This window comes from Brevibacillus centrosporus (assembly GCF_046622605.1).
Lineage (GTDB): Bacteria > Bacillota > Bacilli > Brevibacillales > Brevibacillaceae > Brevibacillus > Brevibacillus centrosporus.
On record NZ_CP176856.1, the window covers coordinates 689,003 to 702,992 of the forward strand.

The window sequence follows — 13,990 nt, forward strand, 5'->3', positions numbered from 1 at the left end:
TGCCAAAACAAAAAGGCTGCAAGGAATGCCCGCTGCGGGGTCAGTGCTTTACCGGGTCAAGACCGTTTCGAAAAATAAAGAGGGTCCTCTTTCACATTACCATGAAACGCGCACACAATTTAGCCAAAACGTACAAGAGAGGCATTCGAAACACACTCGAACACTGCCTCTCCTCAGCGTTGGCTTTAAACATAAAACATAAAACGAATGATTAAAGCAAGAACCTAGTCGGGGACTGGGCAAAAACTTTGAATGTATTAAGGAGATTAAGATAAAAAATCGATGACAAAAGGGTTGGGACAAAAATCCTAACCCTTTTGTCAACACTCCCCACTGGTTCGGGGGTTTTTTATACAGAGAGAAGTTTACTAGATTCCTGTCCAGCATAAGGGCAGCTACGGCTACGCCACCTAGCTTGGCAAGCCAAGTTTTCTACTGGGTCAAAATGTCTGCGGATGATGGTGCATTTGTAACAAAATGGAATGTTATTTCGTCTACTCCTGTATGAGAAAAGTATGGGAGGGAACGGGATGAAACCGATGAATCGCAGCAGATGGAGACTGGCTGCTGGCGTTTGCTACTATCGGTGGAAGCGGCATGTGCAATGGCTGTTAGGGCGAAAGGAATACGCGCGCAAACGTCAGACTGAATTATTGCCGCATGTCCACTTTCAGCACCAGACAATATTGCTGCGAAAGCTTCAGGACGTCGAGATGTGGATGCAGCACAACAAAGTCACGAATTTGCGGCTCGCTGCGCAGTGTCTGGACGGGATCGTGGTGCAGCCAGGGGAGACGTTTTCCTACTGGCGGCTGATTGGCAAGCCGACTCGTCAAAAAGGCTATCTAGACGGGATGCTGCTGTCACATGGAAGAGTGATGGCAGGAGTGGGGGGCGGACTGTGCCAGTTATCCAACCTGCTGTATTGGATGACCCTGCACACGCCACTATCCGTGACGGAGCGGCATCGGCACAGCTACGATGTTTTTCCGGATGCGAATCGCACGCAGCCGTTTGGCAGCGGAGCGACCTGCTTTTACAACTACCTCGATTTGCAGATCGCCAATCGGACCAGCCATGCCTTTCAGCTCCACGTTTATGTGACGGATACGCATTTGATGGGGGAATGGCGTTCAGACATGCCGCCGACACGAAAGTATGAGATTGTAGAAAAAGAACACACCATGCAGCCATCCCTATGGGGAGGATATGAGCGTGCCAACCAACTTTACCGCCATGTGTACGCACTGGACGGAGAGTGGCTGCAGGAAGAATGGATAACGGAAAATCGAGCGATGATGATGTATGAGCCACTCTTGCCAGAGGCTGTCTGTAGGCAATCCGGACAAAAATAAGAGGAGGATGTTTCCTATTCCGTATACAAACTGGAACTTGGCTCCATTCTGTGAGAAAATAGGAACATATGCTTTCGTCTTTAGGAACGTGAAAGGTGGACTTATACATATGTCTTCTGTTGATCGCATCACAGCAGGTTTAAATCCGGAGCAGCGGGAAGCTGTTCTGACCACGGAAGGGCCCGTATTGATTCTGGCCGGAGCGGGTAGTGGCAAGACCAAGGTGCTCACTCAGCGCATCGCTTATCTCATCAGCGTCAAGCAAGTAGCGCCATGGAGTATTTTGGCGATTACATTTACGAATAAAGCCGCGCGGGAAATGCAAAATCGCGTAGCGAGCATCATCGGAGGGGCAGCGGCACAGGATGCCTGGCTGTCGACCTTCCACTCCCTGTGCGTACGCATCCTGCGCAGAGATATTGACCGTTTGGGGATCAACCGTAGCTTCTCCATCCTGGATGCGTCAGATCAGCTGTCCGTCGTCAAGCAATGCTTGAAGGATCTCAACATCGATCCGAAGCAGTATGAGCCGCGCTCTATTTTGGCGGCGATCAGCACGGCGAAGAACGAGCTGACCGACCCAGAGACGTTCACACGTCTGGCAGGGGATCCGTTCTCCCAGGTGGCGGCCAAGGTATACGAGGCATACCAGAAGAAGCTGAGAAACAATCAGTCTCTGGACTTTGACGATTTGATCATGACGACTGTCCGGCTGTTTAAAGAAGTGCCGGAAGTGCTGGAATTCTACCAGAAAAAATTCCGCTACATCCACGTCGACGAGTATCAGGATACGAACCGTGCCCAGTATCTGTTGATTTCCATGCTGGCAGATAAGCATCGAAATGTTTGCTGTGTAGGGGATGCTGACCAAAGTATTTACAAATGGCGCGGTGCAGATATTTCCATCATTTTAAACTTTGAAAAAGACTATCCCGAAGCGAAAATGATTAAACTGGAGCAAAACTATCGCTCTACCAAAACGATTCTGCAAGCAGCCAACCAGGTCATCGCGAACAACAAGCTGCGCAAGGAAAAGAAGCTGTGGACAGAAAACGTAAGCGGTGAGAAAATCAGCTGCTTCCAGGGCGATTCCGAGCATGACGAGGCTTACTTTATCGTGGACTCGATCCGCAGACAAATGGCGCAGTACAAGAGCTACGACAAGTTCGCCGTCCTGTACCGGACGAACGCCCAGTCCCGTGTGGTGGAGGAAGTGTTCATCAAGTCGAACATTCCGTATACGATCGTGGGCGGTACGAAGTTCTACGACAGAAAAGAGATCAAGGACATCCTTGCTTACTTGCGCCTGATTTCCAATCCGGATGACGACATCAGCCTGCAGCGCGTGATCAACGTACCGAAGCGCAACATCGGGGATACGACGGTAGACAAGCTGCAAGCTTACGCCAATGCAAATGGCCAGTCGCTGTTCACGGCGATCCAGGAGGCAGGATACATGGGGCTGCCTGCGCGCACGACCAATGCGATCCTGTCCTTTAACGACCTCATTACGAGTCTGATGCAAATGACAGACTATCTGAGCGTCACAGAGCTGGTGGAGGAAGTGCTCAAGCGCTCGGGTTACCGCGAAATGCTGAAGGAAGACAAAACATTGGAAGCACAGGCGCGTCTGGAGAACATCGAGGAGTTTCTCTCCGTTACGCAAGAGTTCGAGCGCAAGAACGAAGACAAAAGCCTGCTCGCCTTCCTGACGGATCTCGCGCTGGTGGCAGACATCGACTCGCTGGGCGATGACGGTGCGCAGGAGGAAGTTTCTGCGGAAGGACAGGTCGTTCTGATGACGCTGCACAGTGCCAAGGGTCTGGAGTTTCCGGTCGTCTATCTCGTGGGCTTGGAGGAAGGGGTCTTCCCGCATAGCCGCTCGCTCTTTGACGAGTCCGAGATGGAGGAGGAGCGCCGCCTCGCGTATGTAGGAATCACTCGTGCGGAGGAGCGCCTGTTTATGACCTGCGCCCGGATGCGGACTCTTTTTGGACGGACGAATGTCAATGCGCCTTCTAGATTTTTGCAGGAGATTCCGGCAGAGCTGCTCGATGGCAGTCCCGTTGCAGATAGAGGCTACGGCAGCGGTGGGGGCGGAGGCTTCGGTCAACGTGAAGCCGGACGCTCTGCTTTTGGTGGCGGAGGCTTCCAAACAGGTGCACCTCGCGTAGGCATGGCACAGCGCTCTGCAGCGACAGCAGGCTCGCCGTTTGCTCGTCCGGCGGCAGCCCAAGCGGGAGACAAACTCCCAGGCCACGGTGCTGCGGCTGGCGTGGATTGGAAAGTTGGCGACAGGGTCAAGCATGGCAAATGGGGCACAGGGACAGTCGTAAAAGTAAAAGGAACCGGAGACGACAAAGAGCTGGATATTGCGTTCCCAAGCCCAACCGGAATCAAGAAGCTGCTGGCCAAATTTGCTCCAATCGAACGGGGTTAATGTAGTGGAATCGGTATAGTAAAGGGTGGAGTAGATGGATCGACTGACGGCGGAAACAAAAATTGCGGAATTAACGAAACGAATTGAGCGGCACAACCGTCTTTACCATGAACTAGATCAGCCTGAGATTTCCGACCAGGAATACGATCAATTGGTGCGGGACTTGCGAGAGCTGGAGAGCAGCTTTCCAGATCTGGCATCCGAGGACTCTCCGACCCAGCGAGTAGGGGGAGAACCTCTTCCTTTCTTTGAAAAAGTGGTACATAGAACACCGATGCTAAGCCTCGGCAACGCCTTTAACGAAGAGGACCTGCGGGATTTTGACCGCCGTGTCCGCCAAGCAGTCGGGAATCAGGCCGTACGCTATGTAGGTGAGCTCAAAATCGACGGACTTGCAGTCTCGCTTCGCTACGAAGACGGGAAGTTCGTTCGGGGAGCGACGCGTGGGGACGGCACCACGGGTGAAGACATTACGCAAAACCTCAGGACGATTCGCTCCATTCCGCTGCGTCTGACCCGGCCATTGACGCTGGAGGTGCGTGGGGAAGCGTACATGTCCAAGGGCGCTTTTGAGCGGCTGAACAAGGAGCGCGAAGAAAAAGGCGAAGCGCTTTTCGCCAATCCGCGCAACTCGGCAGCAGGCTCCCTGCGCCAGCTCGATCCCAAGATTGCCGCTTCCCGTCAGCTGGATACTTTTATCTACGGCATCGGTGAATTGCAGGGAGAATCCGTCGAATCCCACAGCGAAGGACTGGATTTGCTGGAGACATTGGGCTTCGCAGTCAACCCGGAGCGTCGAGTGTTCGACAACATCGATGACTTGATCGCGTTTATCGCGAGCTGGACGGAAAAACGGCCGAGTCTGCCATACGAAATCGATGGCATGGTCATCAAGGTGGACAGCTACGCTCAGCAGCAGGAGCTTGGATTTACAGCAAAAAGCCCGCGTTGGGCCATCGCTTACAAATTCCCTGCGGAAGAAGCAGTCACCCTGCTTGAGGGCATTGAGGTGTCTGTAGGGCGCACCGGTGCTGTGACGCCGACTGCACTGCTCAAGCCGGTAAGCTTGGCGGGAACGACAGTCAAACGCGCTTCGCTGCACAACGAAGACATCATTCGGGAAAAAGGCTTGATGATTGGCGACCACGTCGTCGTGAAAAAAGCGGGAGACATCATTCCGGAAATCATTGCAGTTCTCCCAGAGCGCCGTACAGGGGCAGAGCAGCCGTTTAGCATGCCGACCCATTGCCCGGAATGCGGCAGTGATCTGGTCCGTTTGGAGGAAGAGGTAGCGCTGCGCTGCATCAACCCGATGTGTCCGGCGCTGATTCGGGAGGGCATGATTCACTTCGTCTCCCGCACCGCGATGAATATTGATGGCTTGGGCGAGAAAGTAGTAGCTCAGCTCTTCAACGACGGCATCATTCACAGTGTGGCGGATCTCTATTACCTGCACCAGCAGCGCGATGTATTGCTAGGCATGGAGCGCATGGGGGAGAAGTCCGTGGACAATCTGCTCGCAGCGATCGAGGCGAGCAAGGAAAACTCACTGGAGCGAGTCCTGTTCGGTTTGGGGATTCGACTGGTGGGTGCCAAAGCGGCAAAAGTCATCGCGGAGCATTTTGGAACCATGGATGCGATTTTGCAAGCTAGTGAAGAGGATCTGACCCAGATCGATGAAATCGGTCCGAAGATGGCAGCTAGCCTGGTCAACTACTTTGAGCAGCCACAGGCCAAAGCCGTCATCGAGCGATTGAAAGCGGCTGGAGTCAATATGGAGTACAAAGGCTTGCGTGTTGAGAGCGGGGCTGATCTGCCATTTGCAGGAAAAACGATTGTACTTACCGGTACGCTGACGCAAATGTCGCGTCAAGAAGCAGAAGAAGCAATTGCCCGCCTCGGCGGGAAAGTAACGGGCAGCGTAAGTAAAAAAACCGATCTGGTCATTGCAGGTGATAAGGCTGGCTCCAAGCTGGAGAAAGCCGAGAAGCTGGGTGTGGCTGTGATGGACGAGGCAGGCTTCCTGCAGGTCCTAGAAAGCAACGGCTAGCCAATCATTCCTTGGCGACGGCAGACGGAAGAGCAAGGAAAGGGACGTGAAGAGCATGAAGGGCTTCCTACGATGGGGATATGGAGCAATGGTTTTGGTACTTTTGTCTGGCTGCAACGACAGCGAGCAGAACAAACCAGCTCCACCACCCACGGTAACGGCAGCGGCTCTAAAGGGTGACCTGACCTACCAGGATGTGCTGGAAAAAGGGGAAACGGTACATAACCTGGCTATGACGACAGACGCAGAAAGAATCTGGGTAGGCACTCACTCAGGACTGTACAGCTCGACACCTGGCGGGCTGTGGAGTCTTTTATCTACTGAGCTCGAGTATCAAGACATTGTCGGCTGGTTTGTCGATCCCAAAGACCCACATCAGATCTACGCAGCAGGAAATCAGGGTGTGATGCATTCGAGCGACGGTGGCAAGGAATGGACCTCCATCGGGTCTGGCTTGCCTTCTCCCGCCGATATCCGCAGCTTTGCAGGGATTCGTGAGGGAGACCAGATTCGCTTGTTTGCTTTCGTTTCCGGAGAGGGCATCTACCAATCATCGGACGGCGGAGACAACTGGAGCATCTGGCAGCCGATGGACCAGGAAGTTTTTGCTATGGATTTCAACCCTGAGGAAAATCGTCTCTATGTAGCGGCGCAATTCAGCTTGCTCTATAATGAGGACGGGGAATGGAAGACAGAGGTGCTTCCGCAAGCGCAGCAGATCTACTCTCTATCTGTCGACAAGCGCACGGGCATTTTGGCTGTGGCAACCGAGCAGGGCATTTTTGAAAAAATAAAAGGCGAGTGGCGTCTTCTGGATGCACGCTCACCGGAGAAGCTGATCATGATCTCGTCGGGAGAAGGAGAGACAAAGTGGGTCGGAGTAGGGGAATCTGCACTGATTTACAAGCTTTCCGATAACCGATGGGTCAAATGGAACTAGGGTGCCCTGCTTTACAGCACAGATAGGAACGATAAGTCCTATCCAGTACAAGTTGCACCTATGGCGAGACCTTAGCCAAGTTTTCTAGGAGTAAAAGGAGTAACGTATGAATGCGAAGTTTTTGACAGGATGCAAGCTGATGACAGCTTTACTTCTCGTGATTGCCACAACGGGTTGCTCGCTGCTGCCGCGTGGCCAGGAAACAGGACCAGAGCCTGCAACTCCATCCTTGTCGCCGGTGGTAGAAGTTTCCGAAGATTATTACGGCAGTATTCCGCCGTATAAACCAAACCAGACTCGCGGTATGCTGAGTGATACCAAATACCGGATCGATTTCAGCCACCTTGAGCTGGGACTGATGGAGTTTGCCCGTGAAACGTTCCCGACCTCCGAATATCTGTTCCAGGAAGGGCAGCAGATCAAACAGGAGCAGGTGACGGAATGGATCGCGCAGGAGAAGGCAGGCGCGGCAAACGGACAAAAGAAAAAAGGGATCTTGGTACACGTACTCGAGCATGATTACCTCAGCAAGGAAAAGGATCACTTGGGGCAATTGGAAGGAATGGTCCTGGGTCTGTCCCTGTCTCCTGAGTATCAGGATGCGACCGGACAGGATAAAATGTACACGACGCAGGAGCTGCAGGCGAAGGGTCAGCAGCTGGCTGCCCGTATCGTCCAGTCGATCCGGGTCAATACCCCGACGGTGCCGATGCTGGTCTTGCTGTATCAAGTACCGGAAGCCAACTCATCGCTGGTGCCAGGGCATTTTATTATGTCGGGGACAGTCAATGCCAATGAAGCATCGGTCTCCAAATGGCAGCCGATTGATGAGGAGTTCTATTTATTCCCAAGCTCGGACGTAGAGAGCAAGTACGCCCAGCAGTCTTTGCAGTACGACAAGCTGATGCGTCAGGTGCAATCGTATTTCGGCGAGTATGTGGGGATGACGGGTGTCGGAAGATTCATGGGCGGTAAAATGACAGAGCTGACGATCACCGCTACGGCGGAGTACGACTCTCGCACAGAGGTCTTGCAGTTTACGCAATTTGCGGCAGGCAGCATCAACCAGCTGTTCGACAAGAGCGTGCATATCAATCTATATGTCCAGTCGATGAACAAGCCGCTTGCGATCTACATTCGACCAGCCACTGGTGAGCCGTACATGCACATATACCGACAGTAAAAAAGCAAAGGACTCTTTCACCGAAATGGGGAAGGAGTCTTTTTTACTTATAACGATGAAAAAAGAGGAGCTTATCAACATAGCTGGGGTGAGGAGAAGCAGGTTTCCGTTTCTTCGCTCCGGCCTACACCCTACGTAGAAGATGAGACTGTCCGCTCCACAACGATTCACGGGGAAGCGGTAAAGTAGTAGCCGCTACGCAGGGAACGCAGGGGTACCGCTTCTGGAACCCGTGAATTCGTTGTGGAGCTAAGTAGGGTTCCGGAGTCGCTCCGCCTGGAAACCTGCTTCTCCAGCGAGCCTTTGTGGTTTCTAGGCACCTTTTTTACTTCCCGCGTTTTTCTCGCATGAACCAGTAGTGTAAGAGGTTGTCGTCCTTTCTAACACATGTGTGCAAAAGTGTACAGAGATATACAAAAGTGTCTATGTCTGTTCGTGGACATCGCTTGTTGTTTTTCGAGAAAAATGCAAACACTATCCGAGTGTGTGCGAAGTCGGTTTTGTTGGTACGATCCTTGCATATGTATAGAGAATGAAACCAAACATGGAAGAATTCGATAAGGAGGCGTCACAATGCAAGTAGAATTCAAAAACGAGGCGTTTACCAATTTTAGCTTACCAGAAAATAAAAAGGCGTTTGAAGAAGCGCTCGCAAAAGTTGAAAGCGAGCTGGGCCGTGAATATGATCTGATCATCGGCGGAGAGCGTATCAAAACCGAGAAGAAATCCCGTTCCATCAACCCTTCCAATAAAGAGCAAGTAGTGGGTGTTGTTTCCCAGGCTGACCAAGCACTGGCTGAAAAAGCGATCCAAGTAGCAGCAAGCACATTCGAAACCTGGAAAAAGGTTCCTGGCACTTCCCGTTCCCGCTACCTGACTAAAGCAGCAGCAATCCTGCGCCGTCGTAAGCATGAGTTCTCTGCTTGGCTCGTAAAAGAAGCAGGAAAAAGCTGGCCAGAGGCGGATGCGGATACTGCAGAAGCAATCGACTTCATGGAGTACTATGCTCGCCAAATGGATAAGCTGTCCCAGCGCCATGATCTTCCTCGCATCCCGGATGAAGATAACGAGCTGTACTACGTTCCACTTGGTGTAGGGATCGTAATCCCACCATGGAACTTCCCTCTCGCCATCATGGTTGGTATGACGACAGCAGCTCTGGTTGCAGGTAACACAGTAGTGCTGAAGCCTGCTTCCACAACGCCTGTAATTGCAGCCAAATTCATGGAAGTACTCGAAGATGCTGGCGTACCTGCAGGTGTAGTAAACTTCGTACCGGGCTCCGGCAGCGAAATCGGTGACTACCTCGTTGAGCATATCCAAACTCGTTTCATCAGCTTTACTGGTTCCCGCGATGTAGGTCTGCGTATCAACGAGCTGGCTGCTAAACATCGTCCAGGACAAAAATGGATGAAGCGTCTGGTTGCTGAAATGGGTGGTAAAGACTCCATCGTGGTAGACAGCGATTGCGATATCGAGCTGGCTGCTCAATCCATCGTGGCATCTGCATTTGGCTTCTCCGGTCAAAAATGCTCGGCGTGCTCCCGTGCGATCGTACACCAAGACGTATACGATCAAGTGCTGAACCGCGTAGTCGAACTGACGAACAACCTGACTGTAGGCGATATCCGCAGCAACGATTTCTACACAGGTCCAGTCGTTGATGATAAAGCGTACAACAAAATTTTGGAATACATCGAGATCGGTAAAACAGAAGGCAAACTGGTTGCAGGTGGCGAAAAGGGTCCAGACTCCGGCTACTTCATTATGCCAACTGTATTTGCAGACGTAGCTCCAGATGCACGCATCATGCAGGAAGAAATCTTTGGACCTGTAGTGGCATTCTGCAAAGCGAGCGACTTTGACCATGCGATGGAAATCGCGAACAACACCGAGTACGGCTTGACTGGTTCTGTCATCAGCCGCAACCGTGCAAACCTGGAGCGCGCGCGTGAAGAGTTCCACGTAGGTAACCTGTACTTCAACCGCAAGTGCACAGGCGCTTTGGTAGGCGTACATCCTTTCGGCGGCTTCAACATGTCCGGTACAGACTCCAAAGCAGGCGGCCCAGACTACCTCTTACTGTTCACTCAAGCAAAACTGGTTTCCGAAAAACTGTAAAACTTGCTTTCCAAAAGTCGCCTCGAATCCGGGGCGGCTTTTTTCTTTGCGCCAGCAGGCTTGTGCAATGGGAAGTTTTCTTTGCGCTCCTTTTGTCCACACTACTAACAAAATGACGTGCGGGCAGGTGAGAGCACTGTTTACGTATGTAGTTTCAGGATTATCCGCCTTTTTTCTCGTCTATCTGTTGATGCCGGTCGCTCATTGGCTGGCGTGGAAAACGCAGCTGCTGGATATCCCTCGGGGAAGAAAAGGTCATAGCCAACCGATGCCGTTATCGGGCGGAATCGCGATGTTTGTCGGTATGCTCATCGTGTCAGCTTTTTTTGCAGGGGTGCAAAAAACGGTTGCGGTTTTGGCAGTAGGCGGAGCCATATTAATGGCGATCGGATGGGTCGATGATGCGTATAAAGCCAAGCAAAAAGATTTTCCTGCGTTACCCAAATTATTGATACAGCTTTCGGTAGGAATGATGGTATTTTTCTTCGACATCCGTTTTCGAGGCGTCAGTCTCACCTGGTTAGGGGGAGACGACGGTGCTTTTGTTACCTTTCCGTTGTGGATCTCGTTTCTTGCTACGGTGATTTGGATCGTTGGATTGGTCAACATGGTGAACTTTTTGGATGGAGTAGACGGATTGGCGGCAGGAGCGACTATTTTTTCAGCGGTGACGTTGTTCTTTCTCTCGATGGTAAAGGGGCAGGATTTGACGGCGCTGCTGGCAGTGGCACTGGCGGGGGCGGCATTGGCTTTCTTACGCTTTAATTTCTATCCGGCCAAAATCTTCATGGGAGACGCGGGGTCGATGTTCCTGGGATTTGCACTGGCAATCATTTCTCTCGAGGGAACGATGAAAGGGGCTACGCTCATCTCGCTTGTGGTGACAGTCCTCGCTTTGGGATTGCCAGTCATCGATACTTTGCAGGTCATGATCAGCCGATTGCTTGCAGGGTCGCCTATGTATCAGGCAGACCGTCGTCACGTCCATCATCGGCTGATGTCTCATGGTCTGACTGCTAAACAGACCGTTGTGGTCCTGTATGTGGTCAGCTTTTTGTTCTCGGCGTTGTCGCTGTTTCTGTTTTATTTTCAGAAGATCTGAGGGCCGGTCACTCGATTACTCCGCTTGATAAAAACGAAACTGGTTTCGTCCGGAGGCCTTTGCCAAGTAGAGGGCCTTATCGGCGTGGGTCAAGAGCTGATCGGCATCGCTGGAAGTCGTCGGATAGAGGGCGATCCCGATGCTGGTCGTGCTGCGAAACGTATGTCCTTCCAGTATCCACGGCTCTTGAAGTGCGCGGATGATCCGGTTCGAAACCTTTTCGACCTGCTGCTGGTTCTGGATGGAAGTGAGGATGATGACGAATTCATCGCCTCCCAGACGGGCAACCGTGTCTCCCTCCCGTACACAGGAGCTCAGTCTGGCCCCGAGCAGCTGCAGGAACTGATCGCCTGTATTGTGGCCCCAAGTGTCGTTGATTTGCTTGAAATGGTCACAGTCCAGAAAGAGGACGGCGACCATATCCTTATTGGTTTTTGCCGCAGCCAGTGCATTGTGCAGATGGATGTAGAGCAGACGACGGTTTGGCAAGCCGGTCAGCACATCGTGGTACGCCATATGCTCCAGCTTGGATTCCAGCTGTTTGCGTTCCGTAATGTCACGAGTAACGGAGAACACATGGGTGCATACGCCGTCTTTATTATAGATAGGGGAAAGGATCGACTCGCCGATCACTTCCCCTTCGCTGGTATAATGGATCGGTGCTCCACTCAGAACGGCTTTTTTGTACATACGGTTCAAAATGGATGCCTTCCCCTCGGGATAGACGTCCTCTATTCGCTTCCCGTAAGCCTCTTCGGTCAGCTTGGCTACTTGCATCGCAGCAGGGTTCATCAAGACATAGCGAAACTGGAGTCCCTCACTTTCAGACTCCTCTACAGACATAAGAAAGAACATGTCTGACATATGATGAAAAAAGCTGGTCAGGATATCCCCGTATTGACTGATTAATGTTTCAATGTCGAGCTTTGACATGTCTGTTTTCTCCTGAAAGTAGGCTTGTCCACCATCTTATAGTATAGCAAGATTGCGAAAGAAAATGATGAGGCGATGGTAGGAGTGCGGGGTTTACTGAGTATTGGCTGAGGTGGTAAAGTAAGGATATCCTTTTTTCAGCTTCTTGGTTGGGAATTCGATCGAAGTATCTTTATCGGAAAAACAAGGAGTTGTCCTATGCGTAAAAAGCTGCTTCCTGTCTTGATTCATCGGTTGCCACAAAACGCGATGTCTCGGACGATGGGGAAAATAACTGCATCAAGATTTAGCCGATTGGCGATTCAACGCTATATCCGCCATTATCACATCGATTCTACCGTGATCGAAAAGCCGGTAAGTCAATATCGTACCTTGAAGGAATTTTTCTGCCGCCGACTGAAACCGGAAGCAAGGCCAATAGCACCGGGCGAACACGTCATCGTCAGCCCAGTGGATGGTACCGTTTCTCAAATGGGAGATATTTGCGAAGGTACATTGATTCAAGCGAAAGGAAAACAGTTCGATGTCGTCGAGCTGCTCGGTGGTTCCGTAGAAGAGGCCAAGCGCTACTACGGAGGAAAGTTCATCACCATTTATTTAAGCCCGAGAGATTACCATCGCATTCATATGCCAGTCGAGGGAGACTTGATCCGGTACAGCTATTTGCCGGGACGTCTCTATCCAGTGAACAAGCTGGGGATTGAAAATGTGGATCGCCTTTTTGCACGTAATGAACGGCTCGTCACGTACATTCAAACAAAAGACATGGGCGATTTGGCACTGGTCAAAGTAGGTGCCCTCTTCGTCGGAAGTGTGAAGGTCTCCTACAATACCGCGACTACCAATATCAAGCATGGCCGCCAAACCAATGAGCCCATCATGGACACCCCGCATTACCAAAAAGGGGAAGAGCTCGGCTGGTTCGAGTTTGGCTCTACGGTCATCCTGCTGCTCGAATCCAACCAGCTGGAGTGGGCAAAAGGAATCGAGATCGGCAAAAGCCTGCTCATGGGCCAGCTGCTGGCAGAGAAGGCTGAATAAAGGATTCACGTCAAGGATTGCGTGCCAACAGAGCTCCAAGGCTGCTGATGATTTCAGCCCTTGGGCTTTTTTCATTGGATAGGAGTGCTTTTCTGATTAACGAACGCTGATAAGAGCTCCAGAGCAATGCTAACAAGCTTTGCTTTAAAAATCTTTGAAGGTGTGAACGACAGGATGAGCTGACCTGGAAAAAGCAGAAAAAAAGCGAAAGGCATTAGGGACACAGCCGAGGCGGAGTGGAAAAAGCGGAACACGCATTTAGCGTCCAACTCTGGGAGGCATCCCTGAAAACGCCACTTCTGGACGCGGTTCCGCTTTTGAAATGGAGCCGTGCAGGAATGACCCCAGAGCAAGTGGCCCTACTAGCCTGTAGCGTTTTCTGCTTTTTCCGCCCCTCCACAACAGCCTGAGTTAAGTTAAAGCTAGTAAATCTTTTTTTACCATAGAAGAAACCCGTCGAAAATTGACTGAACCCGCTGTTTTCAAGTAAGATCAAAGTTATGGATACGATTCGGAGGTGGAAACATGAGTGCCATTACTCGCAAAGAAGTGGAGCACGTAGCCAACCTGGCTCGCTTGCAACTGACAGAAGATGAAGCAGAACGATACACAAAGGATCTCAACGCGATTTTGGAATTCGCAGCGAAGTTAAATGAACTGGATACGTCCAATGTAGCGCCTACCAGTCATGCGACAGATGTGAAAAACGTGATGCGTGAAGACGTCAATCGTCCGTCCCTGCCGCGTGAGGAAGTGCTGAAAAACGCACCGGACCACGAAGAAGGACAGTTCAAAGTACCGGCTGTATTCGAGTAAATTTCTGGA

Annotated in this window: 10 protein-coding genes; 9 read left to right on the top strand and 1 reads right to left on the bottom strand. The window is 51.5% G+C overall.

Annotated features, from left to right (window positions below; translation table 11 throughout):
- The first annotated feature begins 530 nt into the window (after nt 1–530).
- From ACLIN2_RS03735 to ACLIN2_RS03765, 7 genes are all read left to right on the top strand, one after another.
- Entirely contained in the window at nt 531–1,355 is an 825-nt protein-coding gene (locus ACLIN2_RS03735) for a VanW family protein (RefSeq protein ID WP_092267369.1), read from the top strand.
- Nucleotides 1,356–1,464: 109 nt separating this feature from the next.
- Nucleotides 1,465–3,795 (top strand): DNA helicase PcrA, encoded by a 2,331-nt coding sequence (pcrA, locus tag ACLIN2_RS03740; RefSeq protein ID WP_092267368.1) that lies wholly within the window; start codon nt 1,465–1,467, stop codon nt 3,793–3,795.
- 34 nt (nt 3,796–3,829) lie between these two features.
- Nucleotides 3,830–5,845: an NAD-dependent DNA ligase LigA gene (gene ligA / locus ACLIN2_RS03745; RefSeq protein ID WP_411503241.1), complete on the top strand. Its 2,016-nt coding sequence runs from the start codon at nt 3,830–3,832 to the stop codon at nt 5,843–5,845.
- Between the two features lie 88 nt (nt 5,846–5,933).
- A complete protein-coding gene (locus tag ACLIN2_RS03750) occupies nt 5,934–6,785 on the top strand; it encodes a WD40/YVTN/BNR-like repeat-containing protein (protein ID WP_246011125.1) in 852 nt (283 codons plus the stop codon).
- Nucleotides 6,786–6,891: 106 nt separating this feature from the next.
- The gene (locus ACLIN2_RS03755) at nt 6,892–7,968 is read left to right on the top strand and encodes a CamS family sex pheromone protein (protein WP_092267365.1); all 1,077 of its coding nucleotides are present in this window, start codon (nt 6,892–6,894) and stop codon (nt 7,966–7,968) included.
- Between the two features lie 573 nt (nt 7,969–8,541).
- On the top strand, nt 8,542–10,089 hold the full coding sequence (gene pruA / locus ACLIN2_RS03760; protein ID WP_122960182.1) for an L-glutamate gamma-semialdehyde dehydrogenase: 1,548 nt from the start codon (nt 8,542–8,544) through the stop codon (nt 10,087–10,089).
- Between the two features lie 67 nt (nt 10,090–10,156).
- Entirely contained in the window at nt 10,157–11,191 is a 1,035-nt protein-coding gene (locus ACLIN2_RS03765) for an MraY family glycosyltransferase (protein ID WP_411503242.1), read from the top strand.
- Nucleotides 11,192–11,206: 15 nt separating this feature from the next.
- Here ACLIN2_RS03765 and ACLIN2_RS03770 read toward each other — a convergent pair whose 3' ends face one another.
- Complete coding sequence (locus ACLIN2_RS03770; protein WP_122960181.1) at nt 11,207–12,124, bottom strand: diguanylate cyclase domain-containing protein; 918 nt, start codon at nt 12,122–12,124, stop codon at nt 11,207–11,209.
- Between the two features lie 198 nt (nt 12,125–12,322).
- On the opposite strand from ACLIN2_RS03770, the gene asd reads away from it, so the two are divergent.
- Nucleotides 12,323–13,165, top strand: coding sequence for an archaetidylserine decarboxylase (gene asd / locus ACLIN2_RS03775; RefSeq protein ID WP_092267362.1), 843 nt, complete (start codon nt 12,323–12,325; stop codon nt 13,163–13,165).
- A 525-nt stretch (nt 13,166–13,690) separates the two neighbouring features.
- Nucleotides 13,691–13,981, top strand: coding sequence for an Asp-tRNA(Asn)/Glu-tRNA(Gln) amidotransferase subunit GatC (gene gatC, locus ACLIN2_RS03780; protein ID WP_092267360.1), 291 nt, complete (start codon nt 13,691–13,693; stop codon nt 13,979–13,981).
- Nucleotides 13,982–13,990 lie beyond the last annotated feature (9 nt).

Excerpts from the sequence above, each read along its gene's own strand:
- ACLIN2_RS03735 (WP_092267369.1), top strand. The coding sequence starts at position 531 with ATGAAACCGATGAATCGCAGCAGATGGAGACTGGCTGCTGGCGTTTGC.
- pcrA (WP_092267368.1), top strand. The coding sequence starts at position 1,465 with ATGTCTTCTGTTGATCGCATCACAGCAGGTTTAAATCCGGAGCAGCGG.
- ligA (WP_411503241.1), top strand. The coding sequence starts at position 3,830 with ATGGATCGACTGACGGCGGAAACAAAAATTGCGGAATTAACGAAACGA.
- ACLIN2_RS03750 (WP_246011125.1), top strand. The coding sequence starts at position 5,934 with ATGGTTTTGGTACTTTTGTCTGGCTGCAACGACAGCGAGCAGAACAAA.
- ACLIN2_RS03755 (WP_092267365.1), top strand. The coding sequence starts at position 6,892 with ATGAATGCGAAGTTTTTGACAGGATGCAAGCTGATGACAGCTTTACTT.
- pruA (WP_122960182.1), top strand. The coding sequence starts at position 8,542 with ATGCAAGTAGAATTCAAAAACGAGGCGTTTACCAATTTTAGCTTACCA.
- ACLIN2_RS03765 (WP_411503242.1), top strand. The coding sequence starts at position 10,157 with ATGGGAAGTTTTCTTTGCGCTCCTTTTGTCCACACTACTAACAAAATG.
- ACLIN2_RS03770 (WP_122960181.1), bottom strand. The coding sequence starts at position 12,124 with ATGTCAAAGCTCGACATTGAAACATTAATCAGTCAATACGGGGATATC.
- asd (WP_092267362.1), top strand. The coding sequence starts at position 12,323 with ATGCGTAAAAAGCTGCTTCCTGTCTTGATTCATCGGTTGCCACAAAAC.
- gatC (WP_092267360.1), top strand. The coding sequence starts at position 13,691 with ATGAGTGCCATTACTCGCAAAGAAGTGGAGCACGTAGCCAACCTGGCT.